Annotated in this window: 17 protein-coding genes; 7 read left to right on the top strand and 10 right to left on the bottom strand. The window is 44.2% G+C overall.

The window, feature by feature from the left end; all coding sequences use genetic code 11:
* Nucleotides 1-37 precede the first annotated feature (37 nt).
* A complete protein-coding gene (locus NV381_RS24585) occupies nt 38-1,828 on the top strand; it encodes a methyl-accepting chemotaxis protein (RefSeq protein WP_308862223.1) in 1,791 nt (596 codons plus the stop codon).
* Between the two features lie 16 nt (nt 1,829-1,844).
* Here the strand turns inward: NV381_RS24585 and NV381_RS24580 are convergent, their stop codons facing one another.
* From NV381_RS24580 to NV381_RS24555, 6 genes are all read right to left on the bottom strand, one after another.
* Complete coding sequence (locus tag NV381_RS24580; protein ID WP_258215935.1) at nt 1,845-2,609, bottom strand: alpha/beta hydrolase family protein; 765 nt, start codon at nt 2,607-2,609, stop codon at nt 1,845-1,847.
* A gap of 30 nt (nt 2,610-2,639) precedes the next feature.
* Complete coding sequence (locus NV381_RS24575; protein ID WP_258215934.1) at nt 2,640-3,248, bottom strand: transglutaminase-like domain-containing protein; 609 nt, start codon at nt 3,246-3,248, stop codon at nt 2,640-2,642.
* Entirely contained in the window at nt 3,241-4,173 is a 933-nt protein-coding gene (locus tag NV381_RS24570; protein WP_258215933.1) for an ornithine carbamoyltransferase, read from the bottom strand. Before NV381_RS24570 ends, NV381_RS24575 begins: the two co-directional genes overlap by 8 nt.
* 1,107 nt (nt 4,174-5,280) lie before the next feature.
* Nucleotides 5,281-5,811, bottom strand: coding sequence for a YbjN domain-containing protein (locus tag NV381_RS24565; RefSeq protein ID WP_258215932.1), 531 nt, complete (start codon nt 5,809-5,811; stop codon nt 5,281-5,283).
* Between the two features lie 24 nt (nt 5,812-5,835).
* A complete protein-coding gene (locus tag NV381_RS24560; protein WP_258215931.1) occupies nt 5,836-7,881 on the bottom strand; it encodes a hypothetical protein in 2,046 nt (681 codons plus the stop codon).
* Nucleotides 7,882-8,202: 321 nt separating this feature from the next.
* The gene (locus tag NV381_RS24555) at nt 8,203-9,978 is read right to left on the bottom strand and encodes a glycoside hydrolase family 35 protein (RefSeq protein WP_258215930.1); all 1,776 of its coding nucleotides are present in this window, start codon (nt 9,976-9,978) and stop codon (nt 8,203-8,205) included.
* 313 nt (nt 9,979-10,291) lie between these two features.
* Between NV381_RS24555 and NV381_RS24550 the strand changes: the two genes are divergently transcribed.
* From NV381_RS24550 to NV381_RS24530, 5 genes are all read left to right on the top strand, one after another.
* On the top strand, nt 10,292-11,602 hold the full coding sequence (locus tag NV381_RS24550) for an ABC transporter substrate-binding protein (RefSeq protein ID WP_258215929.1): 1,311 nt from the start codon (nt 10,292-10,294) through the stop codon (nt 11,600-11,602).
* 98 nt (nt 11,603-11,700) lie between these two features.
* Nucleotides 11,701-12,618, top strand: a complete 918-nt coding sequence (locus NV381_RS24545; RefSeq protein ID WP_258215928.1) for a carbohydrate ABC transporter permease — start codon at nt 11,701-11,703, stop codon at nt 12,616-12,618.
* Between the two features lie 19 nt (nt 12,619-12,637).
* The gene (locus NV381_RS24540) at nt 12,638-13,501 is read left to right on the top strand and encodes a carbohydrate ABC transporter permease (RefSeq protein ID WP_258215927.1); all 864 of its coding nucleotides are present in this window, start codon (nt 12,638-12,640) and stop codon (nt 13,499-13,501) included.
* 26 nt (nt 13,502-13,527) lie between these two features.
* Nucleotides 13,528-15,027 (top strand): sulfatase, encoded by a 1,500-nt coding sequence (locus tag NV381_RS24535; RefSeq protein ID WP_258215926.1) that lies wholly within the window; start codon nt 13,528-13,530, stop codon nt 15,025-15,027.
* An 84-nt stretch (nt 15,028-15,111) separates the two neighbouring features.
* Entirely contained in the window at nt 15,112-18,186 is a 3,075-nt protein-coding gene (locus tag NV381_RS24530) for an S-layer homology domain-containing protein (protein ID WP_258215925.1), read from the top strand.
* Nucleotides 18,187-18,329: 143 nt separating this feature from the next.
* On the opposite strand, the gene NV381_RS24525 is transcribed toward NV381_RS24530, so the two are convergent.
* From NV381_RS24525 to NV381_RS24510, 4 genes are all read right to left on the bottom strand, one after another.
* Complete coding sequence (locus NV381_RS24525; RefSeq protein ID WP_258215924.1) at nt 18,330-19,889, bottom strand: response regulator transcription factor; 1,560 nt, start codon at nt 19,887-19,889, stop codon at nt 18,330-18,332.
* A gap of 21 nt (nt 19,890-19,910) precedes the next feature.
* On the bottom strand, nt 19,911-21,608 hold the full coding sequence (locus NV381_RS24520; RefSeq protein WP_258215923.1) for a cache domain-containing sensor histidine kinase: 1,698 nt from the start codon (nt 21,606-21,608) through the stop codon (nt 19,911-19,913).
* Nucleotides 21,609-21,973: 365 nt separating this feature from the next.
* On the bottom strand, nt 21,974-22,525 hold the full coding sequence (locus NV381_RS24515) for a class I SAM-dependent methyltransferase (protein ID WP_258215922.1): 552 nt from the start codon (nt 22,523-22,525) through the stop codon (nt 21,974-21,976).
* 118 nt (nt 22,526-22,643) lie between these two features.
* Nucleotides 22,644-22,967, bottom strand: a complete 324-nt coding sequence (locus NV381_RS24510) for a nucleoside triphosphate pyrophosphohydrolase (protein WP_258215921.1) — start codon at nt 22,965-22,967, stop codon at nt 22,644-22,646.
* Between the two features lie 481 nt (nt 22,968-23,448).
* Between NV381_RS24510 and NV381_RS24505 the strand changes: the two genes are divergently transcribed.
* Complete coding sequence (locus NV381_RS24505) at nt 23,449-24,219, top strand: VCBS repeat-containing protein (RefSeq protein WP_258215920.1); 771 nt, start codon at nt 23,449-23,451, stop codon at nt 24,217-24,219.
* The last annotated feature ends 36 nt before the right edge of the window (nt 24,220-24,255 follow it).

Here is a 24,255-nt window from a genome sequence, read left to right as displayed (position 1 = left end):
ACTAGTTTCGAGAATATGGTAGAGAGGACTTGTGCCCATGTGGAGTAAATGGTCGAAAATCGAGTTTCAAAATATACGTATGCGCAAATTCATTTCCTTGCCCACACATCTTACCGTCCGGAAAAAACTATTAGGTTCATTCCTTCTGATAATCATTCTTCTAGGCATCATAGGGGCCGTTAGTATGCAGAGGATGTCCCTGATGCAGAAAGAAACGAGTGAAATAACAGACTCCTGGATGAAGGGCATTGAGACCATCAGCAATATTAATTTGTACGCCAAGGATATGCTAGCCCTCCAGGCTACCATGATTATGGAGCCTAATGATAGTAAAAAAGGAAACTTCATGCCGGAATCCGGTAAGCTTTTCAAAAAAATTGATGATGGATTAGCCATGTACCAGGGAATGATTAAAGATGCCAAGGAACAGGGGCATTTTGATAATCTGCAGAAGAAATGGGCTACCTACAAAGATATTTATTCGGATTCCTTCATCATGGCTACCAGGGTTAATTTCGTAGAGGGTGCGGGTGCCTACTCCACACAGATTGCAGCTATGCTCACCAAGTCCGAGCAGGCTTATCAGGAAATGCAGAAAGAAATTAATGAGCTTGTCGACTTAAATAAGATTGGAGCGGAAGAATCCTCAGAGAAAAGCGCAAATCTATATAAAAGTGCAGTTCGTGATATCGCAATCACTGTGCTGCTATCGGTTGTGATTTCAGTTGGACTAGCCCTCCTTATTGCAGCCAATCTAGCGGGGCCGGTTAAGCGGGTATCCCAGGTGCTGAAACAAATTTCAGAAGGGGATCTGACACAGCAAGCGCTAAAAGTGAAAAATCGCGATGAAATCGGTCAACTCGTCGTCTCCTTAAATCAGATGACCCTCCATCTTCGTACGACGATTATGCATATTCATGAGGCTTCCGATACGGTAGCCACTTCTTCTAGTCAGCTTCTGATCAATTGCGAGCAGAACACGTTGGCTGCAGATGAAGTAAACAAATCGATCCAGGTAGTCGCTGAAGGATCCGACAATCAACTGCTCAGTGCAAGCCAGACGGGGCAATCTATAGAAAAAATTACCGACGGAGTTCAATTCATTGCGGATTCCACCACTGAATTGTCGGGTGTGGCCGATGAAGCCTCACGTCAGGCGAAGCTGGGACATTCCTCTATGAATTCAGCCATTCATGTGATGGGGAATATTAACGAGGTCGTATTGCGTGCTGAGCAAGGGATGAATCAGTTGGGGCAGCATTCCAAGGATATTGGAAAAATAGTAGAAATCATCGGTGATATTGCCGGGCAAACCAATTTACTTGCTTTCAATGCTGCAATTGAAGCGGCTCGTGCAGGGGAGCAGGGGCGAGGTTTTGCAGTTGTAGCCGATGAGGTGCGCAAGCTGGCTGTGCAATCTTCAGACGCCGTTAGGCAAATTGGCAGTATTATTACGAAGGTTCAAACGGATACCGCCAAGGTTACGGAAACTATGAAACAAGGGCTAACCGAAGTCGAATCGGGAATGGCTTCGATTGGAAGTGCTGAAGCCTCTTTCACGAGCATTGTACATAGAGCCGAAGATGTTAGCCAGAGTATTCAAAGCATCTCCTTCGCTGCACAAAGATTGGCAGGAAGCGCTCAAGAGGTATATGCCACCATACAAGTTATGGAAAACATTGCCGCCGAATCGGCTACAGCGGCTACTCATGTCGTCACAACTACAGGCCAACAGCTGGCTTCAGTTAATGAAATGGCTTATTCCGCCAATCACTTGAGCACCATTGCTCAAAAGCTGAGGCAGCAAGTTAATTTATTTACCGTTTAAATTAACTTGCTGCCATTTATAAATATTTCTTGAACCACTCCAGAGCATCGGACATCATATCCGCCGTAAATTTATGCCCGACTCCAGAGTACACGGTCAATTTAACCTGCTCCTTGCTGCTGTAATTTCTCTCGATACGATGATAAAAAGCCTCTAAATCCGCTGATGGAATTTTATCATCGTTCTCACCTGTCAGGATAAGCAGCGGAAGCTCGCTCAGCTCATTCAATAACGGCAGCGGATGAAATGCAGACACCTGTCTTTCATAGTCCTGTATCGTTTCTTCCCCACCCAAATGGCGAAATTGATTGAAAGTAACAATGAACCTACGTACGATATTATCCCACCGTGGAGAGCCCGAGATCGGGACAGCTGCCTTTACTGCCTTCAGCCGCTCTTGCGCCAAATAATAATAAATAATATGAGCTCCCATCGAAAAGCCGATCAGACCCACTCGGTCCGCATCTGCCGCAGGATGCTCAGCCAAATGCCGGATCAGTCGATTGATGTACCCCGAGGTCTCCCGGTAGATTGTAAAAATATCCAGTGGATCGATCAGCTCCCGAGCGGCATAAGGCGACTCTCCGTAACCAGATGCATCAAAGACTACAGCAAAAAAACCAGCAGAAGCCAACTGATGAGCGGCCTCCAGGCCAGATTCTTTCCCGGATCCGGCTCCATGCAGCAGCAGGACTATCGGCCTCTTGCCTGCTTCGTCTGCGTCATAAACAGAAATTGCTGCGATATCCACTAGCTTGAAAGGCTCCGAAATGATAGGCATTGAATAGACTCTCCGTTCCCCCGCACCCAATTAGATGTCCGTAGGCAGTTTATTAAGGTACATGTTTAAGCAGCTTGTATTCTTCTTTAACACTTCCATTGTTTTGGCATTAGGCTTGGAATATATGGTGGGATAATCGATTTCTCCAAAAATCCCTCTAACCGGAAAAGCCAGCCGTTCTTCCTCTGTTGAGAACTGCGCATTTATCCCTTCCTTATTGCCGCGTGCATCGAGTCGAATCCACTTCTTGGAACCAGATACGTACACTGCATTGAGTGCATGTACGCAGTACCCCGTATCCGGCGTATCGCCAAGAGTTAATCGTTGATAGCAAAAGCCTGCCGGAATCCCTCTCCCGCGAAGAATAGCTGCTAACAGATTGGATTTGGCGTAGCAAATTCCTTCCTTCCACAGCAGTACTTCCGACGCTTTCCTCGTAATTCTTGTACTCTGAATATCCCAGGAATGCGCTATCTCGTCACGCACATATTCAAATGCAGACTGAATGAATGCAAGCTCGTTTTCGTTGTCCGTCGATCCATCCGCTAAAAGCTCTATTTGTTCTCTAATCGTTGGGTGACTAAAATCAATCTCATCCGTTTCTTCCAAATAGTCATTTATATGATTGGATTCAAGCACTCACTCCTACCTCCTGTCCAAGCAGATGTAACAGCAAGCTTTTTTGAACATGCATCCTGTTCTCAGCCTGCTGATAAATGATCGATTTGTCAGATTCAATTAAATCCTCCTCGATTTCGAAGCCAGGATGAACCGGCATATCATGCATAATGTAGGGTGAATATCCTTGCAGATTGCGTCGGTTCACCTGAAAAGGCAGCATGGTCTCAAGCCTGCGATTTTTCTCATTCTCATAATGAGCATCATGGTAAAATTCCATATCAACCCAAGTATCCGTATATATAAAATCCGTTCTTGCAACAGCTTCTGACAAGCTTGCTGCATTCTCAATACAGCCGCTCGAATAAGCTTCCTGCATAAGATCCTCATCCCAAGACGCCTCATTAATGATCGGGGTCACCAATAAAAGCTTAATCCCCAATGTGACGCAGCCCGCTACCAGTGAATTAACAACATTATTGTGAATACCAACATAGGTGAGAGTTACACCTGAGAATGTCCCCTTAACTTCGTAAATGGTCATTAAATCGGCCAACGCTTGGCAAGGATGATACTTATCGCAGCAGCCATTGATAACGGGAACTTGGGAGTATTGAGCTAACTGCAGCAAATCCGAATGCTTCTTCAATCTGGCCATAATAACATCGCAATTTCTTGACGCGTACCTGGCTTCATACTGAATCGGTGAAATGCTGAAATTGCTTGTTTCCCAATCCATCGTGACAGCGTAACCGCCTAATTGATTAATACCTGACTGGAAAGACAGATTTGTTCTTGTAGATGTTTTTTGAAAAAGCATAAGAAGACCTTTTCTCTCACACGCTTGGTAAAAATCATGGGGGCTCTGTTTGATTTCAATACCCTTTTGAATAATGGAGTATAACGCAGCCTTGTCGAGCTCCTTTAAAGACAATAAATGATTCAAAACTCTTTCACCTCAATGCATTAATATTCATTAATATGTATAATAATACATTCAAGCCATGACTGTCCAGTAAGAAAAGCTTTTGATCGAAGCCTTTCGATGAAGATACATTCGTGTCTAAGCGGTAGCTTTTCTTGCAATAACAGACTTCTTCAGCTCCGCTGAAAACTTATAAAGTCTGTTATTATAAGAAAAGCTTTTGATCGAAGCCCTTTCGATGAAGATGCATTCGTGTCTAAGCGGTAGCTTTTCTTGCAATAACAGACTTGTTCTGCTCCGCTGAAAACTTATAAAGTCTGTTATTATAAGAAAAGCTTTTGATCGAAGCCCTTTCGATGAAGATGCATTCGTGTCTAAGCGGTAGCTTTTCTTGCAATAACAGACTTCTTCAGCTCCGCTGAAAACTTATAAAGTCTGTTATTATAAGAAAAGCTTTTGATCGAAGCCCTTTCGATGAAGATGAATTCGTTTTTTACGGCAGCTTTGCTTGCGATAATAAGAAAGGGCTGTCCCAAAATTCATTTTTGGAATAGCCCTTCCACCGTTTAATCCTGAATATAGGGTTACAAAAGAACCCCCATATTAAAGGTTCTTTTTTACACATTATATCAGATTCATTTACTCACTAGGGCTTACTCTTTTGAGATAGCCCTTCTTGGGTAATCTCAGCAGAGAAATAGCAGAGATGAGGTCGCTTTCCAACGCGTGATAATCGCGGAGTTCGGGGTTCGTTACAGCATGGCATGGCAGCCTAGCGACCCAACGCAATTATCAGGAAAATGTCACGTTATTTTCTCCCAAAATAGCGTTCCAAGCCCTATAACTGGAATTTCTCCTGCTAATTCTAAGGATTTCGGCTGATCTCATCCCGATCACCTCTATTAGCAGGAGTTTTTCCAGTTAGATTGCTTTCAAACGATATCCAGGCTGGATTAACGGGAGGATTTCCTTCTATTACCTTTCTATCGGCAGCCGCAAATGTATGTATCCCTGTCTCCTGTACAATGAAAGCAAACTTTGAACATCTCTTCTCATTCCATGACTTAAAAATCCCGCCCCATTAGGGACGAGATTGTAACCCTTCGGTACTTCTATATAAAGCTGATCCTAGTTCGATCCTTTTTCGAGAAAAGAAAGAGCCGAGGACAGTTCTGTTCTCCCCGAAGCAACACCATCGATCATTTCTGCGAATGTATCCATCATCAGCATGAATACATCAATGATCTCCAGCAGCTCATCCTTTGGTAAAATTGTGCTGCCTGACACGCACCATACATACCGATAATAGAGTTCTCCGTCTTCACGAATACTGTAATGCCCTATCGCCAGATGACAATTAATGGCCAGCAGCAATTTTTCTACTTGCTCCAGATTCTCTTCCTTCCATATGGTTGGAACCTTTGTATAGATTTGCAGCAGCCGTATATGCTTGATCCCATGCTCAGCCAAAGAGGGAATAAAGCTAAAGGTCAGATAGCGATCACGCTCCCGATCATCCTGGTTTATAGGAACAAGCAGCACTCCGATTGGCACATCGTCCGAAGGATCGATCAAATCAGATTGGAGTCCGGCTTCCTTTAAATATTGCTTAAGAAAGCCCAGCTCAGCCAAATCTCTTGCTTGTGTACTTTCACTCATCGGCATTCCCTCCGGTTAGTTTGTTTATTCGCGTTTCTTCATACTCTTAATCAGTAGCTCGCGCTGCTTGCCAACGTCTCCGTTAAGTCTGTACAGCTCCATAGGATTGACGCCGCTAGAGGCTATAAAATTCTCGACGCGCTTGTACTGTTTTTTAATGTCAGGATCACTAGGCTTATACTCTGGAAGCTTCGCTATCATATCCAATATCAAATTACTTTGCTCAACTCTTTTCGCATGCTTAACAGTGGAGGATTTCTCTGCATTAAACACCATTTTGGTAAGCTTCCATGCATCCGGCTTGGCCGCGCGGTCACGGCCTATTTGTTTTGCTTTCCGGCCCAAGCTCATTGTAACGCCAACTCCTGCCGCTACAGCCTTCAATGGTACTCCGACTTGGGCCCCGGCACCGCTTAAAGTAGCGATATCCCCGGCGATATTAGTCATTTCAAGGCCAATCTGAATGCCCGCTCTCGTCAATCGTTTCTGATTGATATACTTCATTTCTTTGGCTACTTCGTACTCCTGAATATCCCGCAGCTCCACTTGTTCAGCATCGCTCGCCGCAGCTCCCTTCGCGATTAAATCCTGCTTTCGCTGCTGCAGCTTGGCTGTATCCGTCCCCGGATTGAAGGAGCTCCACAAGTTTCTGCCAAACAGCGTGTACTGCTTAGCCCCAACGTAATCCTTGCTGGCGTAATCCTCTTTGAATTTCCGCTTGGCCTGTGTCATCCGATAAGTAGCTATGGCCGACTTAATCATACCGTAAACCTTGATCGTAATGGTAATACCGCTGATCGCAATGCCAAGTCCCGGAATTGCCTGCGCAAGCCCCGCTCCTCCAACCTTTAGAATATCCAGAATCGATTTCACAGTCTTAACAGCCGATTGGGCAACTTTAAGTCCGTTGCTAACCACTTCGAGCCCTCCGCTCAAAGCCTCATCGGCGCTGATGCCCTCGCTGCTGGTCGCTTTGCTGAACAGATCGTATACATTTTTGACAATCATGAAAGAGCTTTTGATTGCAGATATAGCTTCGCCTACGGAGCCCGACCAATCGCTTACCGCTTCGGCTCCTGTGACACTTGTGTCAGATAGCTTTCCGATATTATCGGCAAACCCTGAGGTGCTCTCAACACCTTTCTGGAGCGACTTTCCTGTATCGAGTACACCTTCAGTGATGTCAAAGCCTTTCTCTGTAGCCGATTTTTCCGTGTCATTAACCGTGTCCACAATCTTCTTCATCGCTACGAGACCGTTGAGACCGGACATTAACATGTCCCCCGGAGCCGTTGCCATGCCTAATTTGGCATTTTGCAGCTCCAGCTCCTCTTTTAATTCTTCTTTACCCTCAACACCATCGATATCATCAATACGAATATCCAACGATTCTGAAACGCCGCCCGGTCCGGTGTTTATTATATCGCTTCCCTCACCGATCATTTCAATCCTATCTTCAATACTAGCCGTTTCTTCTTCGGCAGGAGCACCGATCTGATCCATGCGAGTATTAGGCGCTTGCTGCGCCGTGATCTGCTGAAGCTTGTCCCTCGCTCCCGACAGTCCCTTGATTTCCCCAATCTTATTGCTTCGAATAAATCCGTGTTTACCATCAAACTTGGCTAATTTCCATTTGCCTGTACTATCGGTTACATCATAGGTTTCAAATTCGCCACGGAAACTAATCTTGGATCCTATCATTTTATCTTCCTGGACGGTAAACGTCTCACTATTGGTTGCAGCATCGGTCTGTTTGTCATAATCACGCAAATGAGCACCCATAATCGATTTCATCGAAGCTGCCTTCGAATTCGGCAGAGATGCGGGCAGCTTAGTAGGAACAGGAGGAGAACCCGACGTATTGCGTTGAATACGCTTGTCCATCATCATTCTGCCTACCGCTTGATTACCTATCGAACGCTGAAGCTGCATGATACCTGCTGTCGAAGACATGCCAAATCCACCCGTTGGAAATGGGGCCGTCTGCGTGGTCTGCCCTCCCTGCTGTGCAGTGGAGCGGCTGGAGGCCGCGACATTATGAGCGGCTCTGGGTTTCGATCTATCGTGCATATCGATAACTCCCCTTCACATGATGTATATCTTTACTAATAGTATACGAATTGGCTGTATTTGGAAAGATCTACATCCAGTAATCTGCTCAATTCCGCATCGCCATAGACCTCTTGTTTTTTGCATAAAATATCCCCACAAAGTGGGGTCTTGCTTCGAAGTTGATTCAGATACTTAGCGGGGAGCCCCGAAACATATAAATTCTATATATGTAAAAAAAAAGAACCCATATCGGTTCTTAACAAAAGTACGTCTGGTTTATTGTGTACTCTGCAGATGCAGCTGCAAGCTTTTATTTGAAGATGCATCCAGCGGCTCATACTAAAACTCAGGCGTAATAGCTGCCTCTTTACCCAAATCGGGGACATCTATAAAAGCAACCTCAGCATGTTTGGAGCCATGCAGCTCAAAAAGAATTAATTCATTATCTCCATCACGCAGCAAGGGCCCTGGGACATACAATGTTTTTTGAGGTCCAACATTCCAGTATCTCCCGAGGTTAAAGCCGTTTATAAAAGCTACACCTTTGCTCCAGCCTTCCAAGCTTAAAAAGGTATCCGCGATCTCTCCAACATGGAAGTTAGCCTTGTAGAAGGCCGGGCCGTCAATAGAATCGCCATCTGTAAGAACTTCAAATTGAAGCTGCTCCAACTGCTCCATCGGCAGCGGATGCATGCTCCAGCCGAACTGGAACTGATTGTCCAAGCGGACGCCTTCGGTAATTCCTTTATAATCCTTCAATAATGGGCCGTAGTTAATTCTCCCCATATTTTCGACCAGAATATCAAGCCTTGCCCCTTCTTGCGGTACCTCTATTTTCAATGGCTGAGGATTCCAACGCTCGACCACCCCCAGCTCCGTACCGTTCAGAAAGATCTGTGCCCGGTCATGAACCTCCTGCAAATGAAGCTCCTGTCCATTTCGGGGTCCACTCAACTGCGCCGTGTACAGGATGAAGCCATAAGATTGTCCCAGCTTCTCCATGGGTTCAGGGCATACACTATGTATGGCCTCAGAAATTCGATTCAACTGACAGAACAAATCAGCACGCCCGGTTACTTTTACAGTGCCATAGCTTTTCTTGGGCATAGGCTTGGGAAGCTCCAGCTGTCCAATATCCGCATACTTAGACAAGGTCTCTCTTATGGCATAATATTTTTCCGTCGGCTCGCCCCACTCGTTAAGCGGACTATCATAATCGTAGCTTGTGATAGTCGGTTCATAAGCTTTTATATGATTGGCTCCGTTAGTAAACCCGAAATTGGTACCGCCGTGGAACATATAAAAGTTGACGGAGGCACCCGCTTCCAGCATATCACCGAATACGTTGGCTGCATCTATGGCATCACGAGTATGATGATCCTCTAGCCAATGATCGAACCAGCCATTCCAATATTCCATGCAAAACAACGGCTGTCCGGGGCGGTATTCTTGAAGCTTCGCAAAAGACTCTGCTGTCTGGGAGCCAAAGTTAACGGTAGCCAGCACATTCTCAAGCGTTCCCCCTTGAAGCATTTGGTCCGTAGGCCCATCGGAAGTGAACAGAAGCACATCGATTCCGCGTTGGAGAAGCCCTTGCCGGATATGCTCCAGGTAAGCCTTGTCGTTGCCATAGCTGCCGTATTCATTCTCCACCTGAACAGCAATAACAGGTCCCCCGTTTGTACAAAGCAATGGAACAAGCCTAGGAATCAACACGTCATAGTAAGCATCCACTTTGGACAGAAACAACGGATCCGAGCAGCGCAGCCGAATATCCGGATATCTCAGCAGCCAGCCGGGCAAGCCCCCAAACTCCCATTCCGCACAAATATAAGGGCTGGGGCGAACGATAACATGCAGACCAAGCTCCCCCGCCTTCTCGATAAAACGAACCAAATCCGCCATGCCCTCGAAGTAGAACTGCCCTTCCTCCGGTTCATGAAAATTCCATGGGACATAGGTCTCTACGGTATTAAAACCGCATGATTTCAACTTAAGAAGCCTGTCCTCCCAATAGGCCCGAACCACACGAAAGTAATGCACCGCTCCGGACAAAATACGTATCTGCTCGCCATTATAAGTAAAACGGTCTCCTTCTACGTCAAATATAGCCATGTATGTCCCCAACTCTCCTCCTGTGATTTGGATTTTTCGTAATTCCATTATATACCAAGTAACAAGCTAAGTTATGACTTAATCTCCACGCACCTAAATTTTTTAAGGTTTTATATGCATATTTTTTGATATTTGAGCTCAGGAGCTTTTTATTATCGGGGCTTCTGGAAAAACTACTGTACAAGTAAAGGAATTACCTAAACTTCAATTCTTCCACCAAAAGAAAGCGTTATCTATAATAATGAAGTAAGCAATGGTTACCGTTACAGAAATAGAGGTACCATTATAAAGCGAAAAGGGGAGGTTGTATAAAGTGAATGTAAAAAAAGTATCCGCATTAACGCTTAGTGCAGTCATGTTAGGGGGTCTTCTGGCAGGTTGCAGCTCCAGTCCTGCGAATCAATCAGGATCAGGCAAGGAAACCGGAAGCAAAGAGCCGGTTAAATTAACATTCTGGTTTCCAGGTGCAGATAAAGCAAATGATGAATATTTCAACAACGCTGCGAAGGAATTCGAAAAGCTGCATCCCAATGTTCAGATTGAAACGACCGTATTGCCCTCCGCTGCAGAAGATATTGATACCAAGCTAAACGCGGCAAAGCTTAGCGGGACGATGCCAGACATTTTCTCCGCCTACCTGGCTTTCATGGGATCAAGGGGAACCAAAGGTGATTTTGCCCCATTGGATGCTTATATCAGCAAGTGGGATGAGAAGGCCGATGTTATGGAAAGCGCAATGACCGCAGGTAAATATCAGGATAAAACATTGGGTCTCGGTTTCTTCCCGGCACCGGAAATTCTGACTTACCGTAAGGATTATTTTCAAGAAGCAGGCTTGGATCCTAACAAACCGCCGGCAACTTGGGAGGAATTGGCGAGTTACGCTGAGAAACTGACCAAGAAGGATGCTAACGGTAACGTCACTCGCGCCGGCTTTGATATTCCTTATACTTCCGCGGATGTGTTTGTAGAGCCCTTTTTACGTCAAAATGGCGCAAAGTTAATTGATGAACAGCAAAGCGTGCCCGTTCTGAACGACAGCAAAGCGATCGAAGGCTTAAAGTTTTTGGTCGATTTGGACAGTAAAAAAGTAAGCATTCCTTACAATTACCAAAAAAAGGATGAAATTCCTTTTATAAGCGGTAAGTCTGCGATGTCCTTTTTGCAAACCAGTGGAATTAGTAATCTCATCAAAAACAATCCTGATCTAAAGGACAAGCTAGGTTTTGCCCCGGTGCTAAAGAAGGAAGCTAAAGTCGCTTTCAACGGCTACCGTCTGTTTACGATCGGAAACACGAGCAAGCATAAGGATGAAGCCTTCGAATTTATTAAATTTATGATGTCCAACGATCAAGTATGGAAGCGATATAAGGATTTGAAAATCCCCGTTGTGAAAAAATCGCTGGAAAAACAATTTACTGACGAGGACCCAGCCTTTAACAGTGTTTTATTGGATTATGTGAAGAACGGTAAAGGGAAGCCTGTTGTTCCATGGTTAACTCTATACAACAAATACATTATCCAGTCTTATGAGGAAGCGATGAGCAAGAAGAAATCTCCTGAGCAAGCTCTGAAGGACGCCCAAGAGAATGTTGAAAAAGAGCTGAAAAACATTAGCAAATAAGGATACGGTTCAATCATCAGGTTTGCAGTGATAGCAGCTAATAAGCTCTGCAAGCCTGATGCTTAAGATTGTGATTTTGGGCTGGAAGGAGAACCACAATGAATGCAAGCACAGTACCCCATGAAGCGGCAGCAAGCAGTAGATTGAAAAAACAGCAGCTAGACCGTGATCCGATTGGTTATGCGCTAATTGCTCCATTTTATTTATTTTTGCTTATCTTCGTCCTGCTTCCCATTCTGATGAACATCTATTTAAGCTTTACCAATTATGACATGAACCGTATGGATTTTATCGGGTTCAAAAACTATAGAGTATTATGGGATGATACCTTTTTCTGGATATCTCTCAAGAATACGGTCATATACACTTTTTTTACCCTCTTCTTTACGCTTGCTCTTGGTTTGATTTTTGCGGGATTATTAAATAACAAATTAATTGGTCTTTCCTTCTTCAGAACGGGATTTTTCACGCCTCATGTAACCTCCATGGTTGCTGTATCCATGATCTGGCTGTGGATTTATGAACCGTCTCGCGGTATCGCCAATACCGTTCTAGGCGTTTTTCATCTGCAAGGAAAGCAATGGCTCTTTGACGCTAATTGGGCGATGGTTGCCCTTATTATTATGGGAATATGGAAATTCGTAGGCTACAACATGGTCATCTATTTGGCCGGGTTACAAGGTGTTCCGCGCGACTTGTATGAGGCGGCTTCTGTAGATGGTGCCCATACAATGCACAAGTTTTTTTACATCACGATACCTATGCTGAAGCCAATCACTTTTTTTCTATTGATTACAGGCTTAATTAACAATTTCAACGTATTTGAACAAATTAAAATTTTGACCAACGGCGGTCCGATGAATTCAACGACAACCATTGTTCATCAAATATATAACCGTGCATTCGGTGAATTCCAATTAGGCTACTCGTCTGCTATGGCAACGGTTTTGCTGGCGATTATTGCGGTTATTACCATCGTCAATTTCAAATATGGCCAAGGTAATGACATTGATTAAATAAGGTGGTTGATACGGTATGGAAGATACGAAATCCAGGCTAGGGCTTTCTGTAATTGTACTAATCTGCTCTTTACTCATGCTATTCCCTTTTATATTGATGGTTTTAACATCGCTGAAAACGATGGGGGATATAATGGCTCCACAGTTTATTTTTTTCCCGGAAACATGGGTTTGGCATAATTATGTCGAGGCTATGAGCAGGGGCAGCTGGGGAAAATACTTTTTTAACTCCGTGTTTGTGACGGTCATTACAGTCATTGTAAGCTTATTGCTTAACTCTATTGCCGGCTATAGCTTTGGCAGATTGAACTTTAAGGGTAGGGATATCCTGTTCTTGATTTCCTTGATAGGTTTAATGATTCCTCCTCAGGTGACTATGATTCCGGTGTTCTTGATTCTGAAGCATATTCCTCTTGCAGGTGGCAATGATCTGTTCGGGCAAGGCGGATTAGGCTGGATTAATTCCTATATGGGCTTAATTGCTCCTTACGTTGCAGGTTCCTTCGGTGTGTTTTTGTTCAGGCAATTTTATCTTGGCTTTCCTAAAGAACTGGATGATGCTGCGAAAATTGACGGCTTAACTCGTGTTCAAACATTTTTGTACATTTATGTGCCTGTCAGCAAGCCGATCTTTGCAACCCTCGTAGCATTAAAGGCTACCCAATCCTGGAATGAATATACATGGCCACTCATTGTTACCAATGCGGATGAGATGAAAACCGTTCAGCTCGCCTTAACGATGTTCCGTGACGAAACCCAGGTACAATGGAATCTTCTTATGTCGGCAACGACGTTAATCATTTTACCGCTATTAATTCTATTCTTGTTTACGCAAAAGTACTTTGTTGAAGGTATTGTCACTTCGGGAATTAAAGGCTAATTACGTAGAAAAAAGGAGAAAGCATAATGAAAGCAATCGTATTGCTCTTGGACTCGGTCAACCGGCATTATCTTAGCGCTTATGGCGCATCAGGCATCGCAACGCCCAATTTGGACAGGCTGGCTGAGAAATCGGCTGTTTTCACCAACCATTGGTCAGGCTCTCTGCCTTGCATGCCTGCACGCAGGGATATGCTGACCGGGAGGCTTGGGTTTCTTGAGCGTAATTGGGGGCCGATAGAGCCATTTGATCATACTTTACCGCAGGTGCTGCGGGATAATGGAATATTTTCGCATATAGCAACAGACCATTACCATTATTTCCGTGTAGGCGGAGAAAATTATTGCCAACAGTTCAACACTTGGGATTTCATCCGTGGTCAAGAGCTGGATTCATGGGTTTCCAGAGTCAGCCCACCCGAGAAACCGGAGCAGATCGGCAAATTTATGCCGCAGTATGCGCTCAATAGAACACAGTTTCATACTGAGGAAGACTATTCCTCACCGAAAACGATCCAATCTGCATTGAATTGGCTTGAAGATAATCGAGAGGAAGATCATTATCTTCTATGGGTGGAGGCATTCGATCCACATGAGCCGTTCGACTTGCCGGACAGCGAGCTCGATGATTACGAGGACGATTACGAAGGTCCGTCCTACTACTGGCCGGAGTATGGACAGGTGAATGTGCCGGACGATGCACTGAAGCATATACGGAAGCGTTACGCTGCATTGCTGACCATGACGGACCGTTCGGTCGGCAAGCTTCTGGATACGATGGATCAACAGGGGTTGTGGGAGGACACCTTGTTAATTTTCACCTCCGATCATGGATATTTGCTCGGTGAGCATAACTTTATGGCCAAAAATATTATGCCTGCATACAACGAAATTGCCCATATTCCTCTTATGGTTCATATGCCGGGAAGCAAGTATGCTGGAAAACGGATCGATGCGTTGACGCAAAACATCGATGTGTTCCCAACCTTGCTGGAGCATTTCGGAGTGGATCCAGGCTGCTGCCAGAACAAGCTGCATGGCAAATCATGGTTGCCCTTGATACGCGGTGATGCTTCTGCCATCAGGGACTGCGCTCTATACGGCTATTTCGGGAAAAACGTTAATATCACTGACGGATCTTACACCTACTTCAGAGCTTCGGCACAGGAAGACAATTCACCGATCCATCTGTACACGGCTATGCCAACAACGATAGGCCATTATTACGGGTCAGATCATATTATTGATCCCAGTCGCATTGAGACAGGTCCATTTCTGAAATGGACGGACTTTCCCGTGTACAAAATACCGGGAGATAATGTGCGAATGAAGGATCAAACACAGTCCTTTCATGTCAACAGTACGTTTATAAGAGAGCATCTGCTCTTCCATAACATAGACGATTATGGACAGAATCATCCAGTTCACGATAAAACGGTGGAGTTGAGGATGTTAGAGCTGCTGCGCAAAGCATTAGAGGATCATGACTCGCCCGATGAGCAGTATTCACGTCTAGGTCTGGAATAGGACCGATGGGTATGTCTCGATAGAAATAACAAGCATAGAGACATACCTGTCGTTAACTATAATTAACTATTTGGGAGGTCAACAATGCAATCATTCAATAAAAGTGTAAGCGGATTCACGAGCCTATTGTTATTTGCATCCATGTTTGTAGGAGGCGTGATGACTCCTCAAGCTGTCGCTGCTGCTGAAGCATCGAGCACGAAAATCACGGTAGAAGCAAATAATGTGCTTCATTCTATCAAACCTGGCCTGTTCGGCGTCAACCATCGCTATTTTGTCAATGGAGTCGGCATGTGGGATCCTGTTACTAAAAGTGTTTATGCCGAGTTTGACAAGAAACTAGCCGATATCGGTTTGAAATCCCTTCGGTATCCGGGTGGGACAACAGCTAACCTTTTTTGGTGGAAACGCTCCATAGGACCTGTTGATCAAAGATTGAATGAGGTCAACCCTTATTTAGGCAACGGCCCGGAGAAAGCCGATTTTGGCTTGGATGAAGCTATGCGTTATTCTGAAAAGCATGGCTTCGATACGCCCTATGTATATAATGTAGGGAACGGGAACCCGCAGGATGCCGCCGAGCTCGTAGAGTATTTGAATTCTCCTGCCGACGCTGCACATCCATGGGCGATGAAGCGCGCACAGAATGGACATCCGGCCCCCTATAACATCAAAACCTTTGAGCTTGGAAATGAAATTAATTTTTATGGCCAAAATTATTGGATGTCTGGGCAAATTATTTCCCAGGATCCCGCAGTGCTAGCTTTAAACAGTAATTCCGATCTAAAGACGGCCTATTTATATGCCAATGGCGGTACGGTGAAATTTACCCAGCAGAAGACGGGACTAATTGATGATTGGAGAGAAACGGACCCGACGGATGCTTCCAAAAGCGATGGCAAGCCGAACCAGGTGAAGTATGTCAAATACGCTCCGATTGATGCGGGATCACAGGTAGAGGTATCCATTGGCAATAATATGTATAACCCTGCTACAGGCAAAAATGACCTCTGGCAAGCGCAGAATTGGACTCAAGTATCCAATCTAGCTGTGACCGGAGCAACCTATTCGTTTGAACTGGATTATACTACCGGTGCGATCAAGTTTGGAGACGGCACCCATGGCAATATCCCTGCTGCCGGCAAAGAAATTAAAGTTACCTATCAGACAACACATGCCGGGGTTGGCGAATATTATGCCAGGATGAAAGCGGTAGATCCGACAATCAAGATTTACAGCTCCATGGACCAGAGCTACGCCATAGCAGCACTTGGCAATACGGTTCCTTACGACGGAATTGTCATCCATCCTTACGTCGGGATAAAAAAGGAGCCTGTGGTTGGCTTATCAATGACTACTCCTTATGATCCAAATAACGTTGCCAAATATCACTATGCCACTATGTTGGATTCAGAAGCAAGGGTTCGAGAAGTTAAGGAGATCGCACACTCATCCGCTACAGTATCAGGGCGCAATATCAAGCCAATTGTAACGGAATTCGGTCAGCATGATGGTGAGTCTAAGACCTATCAGGAGAATGGGGTAACCAAAACCGCTCTTTTATATGAGGGGTCCTTGGGAGCTACTCTGCAAACCGCCAATATGCTCATGCATTTTATCGATATGGATTTGGAATACGCTTTGAGGCATTCGCTGATTGACAGATGGTTCGAGAACAAGTCTGCCGTACCTATGGCATTATTTGACACGTATACGTTCTTGCCTTCAGCTTCCGCTTACATGTACAAAATGTTTACGCATATGAGCGGTGCAAACCAAGTGAAATCGACCATCGATAATAATCCGGTAAGAACGGTCAATATTGACAACCAGGATCAAAATATTAGCAAATTGATGACGGTAGCTTCCAGAACCGATAATGATCTGTATATGATTGTTCTGAATCAAGACGCAACCGATGCAGTAGCTTCCGCTGTGGAACTATCCGGTTATAAAGCACAGTCGGCTGAAGTATGGACCTTGAACTCGGATAAGCTTGAAGACATTAACACCAATGAAAAGCCGAATACAGTGGACATTGACACGAGTGTGCTCGCTATCAACTCGAATACTTTTAACTACACGTATCCTGCTCATTCGATCACTGCTTTTAAATTTACAGCTGCACAATCCACCGGCTCCCACTCGTCTTCACGTGGAGGTGGCGGTGCATCGGTGAATACGCAACCTTCAAACAGCATATCGATAGCTGCCGGGGCTTCAGGTAAAGTCAGCTTAGGGGATGAAGCATCGGTTGTGATTCCTGAAGGAGCGCTCAGCGAAGCAGCTCAAATCAGCATTCAAAAGCTTGAACTGACGGACAGCCTGAAAACCGATAAGATGAAGCTGATCAGTCCTATTTTCGAAATTTCAAAGAATATCAATGGCAATTTTAAAAATCCGGTTACTCTTACGCTACAGTTGGATGCTGCCTTATTAAGAGATAATCTGGCTTCCATCTTCTATTATGACGAGTCTGCAAAGACATGGGTGGAAATAGGCGGTACCGTTAGCGGCACTACCATTACGGCAACCGTAGACCACTTTACCAAATTTGCAGTTTTTGCCAAGAATAAAGAAGCTTCCAAGCCTGAAGATAAGTCAAAACCATCGGAAAGTATGAATTGGAAGGATATTCAGGGGCACTGGGCACAAGCACAGATTGAGGATGGAGCAAGCAAAGGAATCATTAACGGGTACAGCGATGGCTCTTTCCTGCCCGATCACATGATTACCCGAGCTGAGTTTACGTTAATGATATCCAGAGCCTTGCATTTGCAAGGAAAGACAGAAAAGCTGGCTTTCTCTGACGCCAATCAGATTCCAAGCTGGGCGTTAGAGGGCGTCAGCAGCGCTGTTAACGCAGGTTGGATCACTGGCTATGAAGATAACACCTTCCGCCCCGACCAGCCGATCTCCCGAGCTGAGATAGCTGCCATAGTAGGCCGGGCATTGAAGCTGTCAGATAATAATCTGACTAAACCAAGCTTCGCCGATGAAGCTGACATTCCTTCATGGGCCAAAGGCTATGTAGCAGCTGCAACTGCAAAGGGAATCGTTAACGGACGAAGCGCCAATCTCTTCGCGCCTAACGAAAGAGCGACTAGAGCAGAGGTTGTCGTCACTGTGATTAGAATGCTTCAAGCTGCTCCACAGTAGCGGTAAGTGAAGGTGGATAAGTCCTCCCCTTCCTCTCGACACACAAACGTAGGTGGGCTGCTCTAAGATTTAAAAAGGACCTAGCGGGGTGATAACAAATCATCTCCCGCTAGGTTTTTATTATGCCATCAGCAGGCTTTTCATTATTTATTGTACAATTTGCTATACTCGGAAGGCTTCATGCCGACTACCTTTTTGAATACTTGACCGAAGTAGCTCGGATTTGAATAACCGATCGCTTGGCAAACCGTATAAATGTTAGAGCTGGACTGCCTCAACAGTGCTTTCGCTTCATCAATTCGCAGGTTTATTAAGTAATTATTGAGAGTTTCCCCTGTTTGCAATTTAAATAACTGGCTTAGATAGCTTTTGTTAAGATGGAATTGAAGCGCGATGGATTGCAAGGAAATATCCTCCCTGTAATGCTGATGAATGAAATAAATAATGGATTTTACCGTAGGACTGTAATTCCCATTCCGGCTATCCTTCAAAAAAGTTTCAATTTCGTTCAATATATGCTTAAGCACCTGTAAACAATCGGTCACATTCCGGGTATTCTCAATTGATTTAAAAAAAGTAATCTTGCGCTTGTGGAGCTCGTCGATCTCTAATCCCATCTCATCAAGTCTATGGATAATATAGTAGCAAACTTCAATAAATCCATTCCGTATGGCATAGGGGTCTATGTAATTCTTAGTTTGAATGCTGTCTGTAATGAACTGCTGCACCTTCTCGTAAATTCCTGGGAAGTCTTGTTTATCAATGTACTCGTTAAAGTTTTTAAATGGCAAATCCATGCTGGTTTTAAGCTCTGCAAGCTCAGCCTCCTTCATTACCGAACCTGAATTTATGTAAAACCGGTACGGCGAGAGGGCCAGCAGTCTTTGATATACCGAAGGAATATCGCTGAATTCGGAAAACAATTCGCTCACGCATAGCCAGTGCTGCACATCGCAGGCTGCAAAAGCAGGAGCAATCAGATCCCTGTACTCGTCCTCTGACGTGTTCATAATGACGATAAGCTGCAGCGGATTAACCGCAAAGCAGCAGCCATTCTGTTGCTGCAGGAGCATGGCTTGCAATTCGTTAACTATAGTATTTGTGAACTCTCCCTCTTGGGGAGCATCCGAGGCAGAATTGGTTTCCAGAAGCTCAAGTTGAATCGATATTAAACGCATAGGACCTGGCTGCAGCGGTAGACTAAAAGCTATAATCTGTTCCAGGATCGCCTCATCGGTTTGGCTGGTCTCACACAGTAGGCTTTTAAAGAAGCTCTGCATGGACTTTTTCCTTAGTTCGCTTTGAGTATCCTTAGCCAGCTCCTTATGATGTTTGTTCGCTTTGGCCTTTTCCATGGCGTTCACCAAGTCGGTATATTGCATCTTAGGCTTCAAAATATAGTCCAGCGCACCCAGCTGCAGCGTTTCCTTCACATATTCAAAATCATTATAGCTGCTCAACACTATGACCTGAATGTCCTTATATCTCTGCTTAAGGATTCGAGTCAATTCAATTCCGTCCATGCCAGGCATGCGAATATCCGTCACAACAATGTCAGGCTGATAACGTTCTACAAGCTCCAATGCTTCGATTCCGTTGGACGCGTCACCAACGATTTCAAAGCCGTTTACGGACCAGTCCGTCATATGGATAAAGCCTTGGCGTAACAGCTTTTCATCGTCTACAATGATGACCTTATACATGTGCTTTCACCTCTTTCAATCTCATTGTACTTTTGGAAGTGTAAGGGTAACCGATGTCCCCATCCCAGGCTGGCTATTTATCGTTAAACCATATTGTAATCCGAAATTCAATTTCAATCGTTCATCGACGTTGCGAACTCCTATCCCGCTGAAGCGTGAGGAGGATTGATTGCCTGTTTCGTTAAAAATACGATCGATATCTTCCTCGCTCATTCCAACTCCGTTATCGATAATTTCAATTTTTATGCCGCCTCTGTATGACGATCCATACACCGAAATGGTGCCGGTTGTCTTATTCGGTTCGATCCCGTGGAAAATTGCATTTTCAATGATGGGCTGTAAGAGCAGCTTCGGCAGCTTGTATGGCATGAGCTGTTCATCTATTTTGTAATTCATCGTGATCGTTTGGGACGTTCGTATTTGTTGAATATAAATATAGTGATCGATATTATCGATTTCATCCTGGATGCTGATAAGCTCGTCACTACGGTTAATCGTTTGTTCGAGCAAATTGACGAGCGCGTTGATGGTAGGTTCGATTAAATGCGTTTTTTGGACCCAGACCAAGCATTTAATAGAATTCAGCGTATTGTACAAAAAATGGGGATTAATCTGCATTTGCAGTGCCTGCAGCTCAGCCACCCGCTTCTCTTCCTGATTTTTCACTAAATCGCCAATCGTCCGATCAAGTTTATTGATCATGTTATCGTATTCGGTGGTCAACAAATTAATCTCATTTACCGGTGAGGGCGATTTGATAGATTCGGAATTTCCTTTTAGCAAATAGGTTTGAATCCGTCTCGATAATTTCCCAAGCGGCATGGCGATCGTTCGAGAAATGAACAAAGCAGCTGCCAAGGACAGTAAGACACAAATAAAGGCAATAAGAAACACTTTTGATTTCAACACATCGATGTCTTTGTAAATCGCGGACATCGGAATTTTCTCGACAATGTACCAATCCACCCGGCTTATCTTTTTATATAAAGTGAGGTACTTCTCGTTGTTGATCGTGGAAATTTTGTAGCTCTCATCGTTATCAGATAACCATTGTACATAAGGTTCGCCTTCCATCTTTCCGCCAACCCGCTCTCTATTGCTGTGTGAGATGATGTTCAAGTTAGAATCCAGAATAAAAATTTCCTTCCCATTGTTCAACAGGTTTTTATAAATGTTATATAAATTATTTTCATTGACACTTAAGACGAATACGCCATAAGACTTGTTCGTATTAGCTGTCTGTAATAATTTGGCTGCTGTAAATACGTTGACTCCTTCGTTGTTCTTCAAGAAGCTTTTGTGGGTGCTAAGCCAAGTGATTCTATCAGGTACTTTAGCCAGATAGTCATTCCATTGATAGCCCAGAAGGCGGTCAGGATCTACGATATTGTTCTGATAGTTTTGAGTATAGATAAGCCCATTTTGACCGATGAGAAAGGATTGGAAATTAAGCCAATCAAATGCAAAGGAATAACGCAGCATACTGTTCTCCACTTTGGCCTGATCTTGAAGCTGGTCGTAGATATTGCTATAAGTTTTGGTTAGCATCGACTCCAGCTCATCATTCATATTGTAGATGTTTACGATTGCACTGACTTGGTCAAGAAGCACACTTATATTTTTGTCGATTTGCTCAAGTGTATCAATATTTGATTTGCTTACCTGCGCATCCAGCAGCTTCTCAGAAACTTTAAAAGATACGAGACCAACTACACTCATGGGAATAATACTAAGTAGAATAAAAGTTGCTAGGAGTCTGCCAAAAATGCTCTTGTTAAACGCAAAAAGTTTCCCCACCATGTTCTTCATTCCTTTATTAAATGATAGCGATTTCAATGGTTGGGAGTATTGTAGAACGAATTGCTCCACAACGCAAGCGTTTACCCTAAGATATGAGAATTATAAGAAAAGCTTCTATTCGAAGCTCATTCGATGAAGATACATTCGTGTCTTAGCGGTAGCTTTTCTTGCAATATCAGAATTGTTCAGCTCCGCTGAAAACTTATTAATTCTGATATTATTAGAAAAGCTTCTATTCGAAGCTCATTCGATGAAGATAAAAAGGCAAGCTACCTTACTAGCTTTTAACCCGCCCCACGATCATTTCCCTCCATGGTATATACGTATACCTTGGTACGGAATACATCTCCGCATGTAACTACTCTTTCCGGCCGCCAGCCGGGTAGTGCGAAACAAATGCTGACAATCCGCGCGTTCGGCGCCAGCCGCTCCCCAAGAATTACGCTAAGCCGCTTCATCGCGCCAGGGTACAAGTAGCACACAACAACATCCGCACTTTCATAAGGATAGTCGTAAATATCACCGCGGATGAAGGCAATAGGGTCACGTGTGACAGCCGAAGCTTCAGAGTTTCCGGATATTTTAGGAAAAGCCACCCTGACCCATGTTCTCGAAACCCACAAAGGTACCGGCGAATTTTCGATCCCTATGATCCTCCAGCCCGGACAGTGCTGCATTAGATGCAGTGCAAGCGTTCCCCAGCCTGAGCCCGCTTCTACGATCGTGCCACGACCTGAGATTTGATTGATCTCGTTCGCTACCGCAAGGCGAGTTGGAGCCGAGGAAGGCATAGGCGATATTCCATTCCTCCAGCTCACATACACAATGGATACCATCGCCAGAAATACAACTCCTGCCACCAGGATAGATACGGTATCATAAATGTTGATCTTTGCCGCCTCCTCTCCCTCTCCATGAGGATGATTTTATTTACACACTATATACGCATTCGAACTAATCCAATACCTCAACCAGGAAAACCCTTTTCGCAAAGCCGCCTCTTTCAGCTGCCTTCTTCATTCTCAAAGACTCTGCTTGCTCAATACTTACTCCGTGAATGGACGCATAAGCATGAATAACTTCCAGCATGTCCGCCAACTCTTCAGTAGCATCCTCCAGATTGTCTGCCTTCATATATTCTATAACTTCTTCATCTAATTTTTTGCGCAACTCTATTATATAGTTATCATTATCCAAAATCTCGTAAATGCAGGATTCCCCTTTGGATTCGATTATTTGTGGAATTGCATCACGCACCAATTTTTTATACAACGGCATTAGTCCACCTCACCTCATAGTTACTTATGTATTTTAATTACATCTAAGAGGTTATCGAACATGCATTCCCTTGTCAAGGGTCTTATTGCCTTCTCCATAAACCATACTCATGCGCTTTCAATACGCGTTCGGTTGGTGAACATTTGTTTGCTGCTCATGATATATCATCTCTTCTCACATATCTTTAATTCAAGATATTAATCTTCGAATAAAGATAGTTTGATTAGAGATAAATAAGGTGGCAAAGCCGCACTTCGATCCATTAAAAGACGATCCATCTGACTCTCTTAAGTTAGGAACAGCAAAGAAGAAATCATAGAAGCCTTTAAGGACATCCACCAATCCGGAAAAATGGTTCTAAAATTCAGCAGCCCAGCGCCGTAACAGGCACCAGGCTGTTTTAATAGCTTCAAAACACATTCCACTAGGCATCCGCATACGATGGAAAAACTCTACAAAATCGTAAACGGAGGTTCTTGCAATGAGCTGGCAATCTCAAGGATACCAACAAATGTATGGAAGAAATCCTATGTCAAACAATCTATTTTTACTGGATATGAAGCAAGCCGATGTAACCGGAGACGGAATACTTGATAACGTGTACTTATACGGCAATAAACCCGATGGACAATCAGGATTGTTTGCTGATCATATAACCCTCGTCATCCAAGATGGGCATTCCAAAATTAGAACAACGGTGAATTCTCCGAATAACGCCGGCTATAATGGCAGACTGTTCCTCGGGGATTTTGACAAAGATAAAGTAGCGGACATATTAGTTACTATTGATTCCGGAGGTAGCGGAGGATACATTAGTTCTTATATTTATTCCTTCAGAAATAAGGTTCTGAGGAAGCTGTTCGATGTCGATGCATATAATAGTTACTATACGTTTAATGTGAATTATGAGGATAACTATAAGGTTAGTGTGGGGAGCCCTCGACTTGATGTGCTTTTTACCATAGACATAAGCAATAAGGGCTACGATTATTTATCGCAATATTACAATGATAACGGAAAGCTGAAAACTCCGACTAAGGGTGAGGTTCTTGCTCTGGGAGCGCTATATCCTATTGTGACAGATGAAAAAAGCATGAGCTATGACTTACTTGCATTGCAACGAATCATTGGTACATTTAATGCAGATACATTAGGCTATGTCGAAAACCTTTTGACATGGGGTGGTACTGCTTTTATTTCCTCAAGGTTGTCGGTGTCCATACTTCCTGCAAAGCTAATTTCACTTTACTAAGCATTGATTTTTCTCAGTATCAGTAAGGAGCTCCAA

The organism is Paenibacillus radicis (ex Xue et al. 2023), assembly GCF_024722015.1.
Taxonomy (GTDB): Bacteria; Bacillota; Bacilli; order Paenibacillales; family NBRC-103111; genus Paenibacillus_S.
Note: the sequence above shows the minus strand (reverse complement) of the source record. Positions and strands in the feature narration are given on the sequence as shown.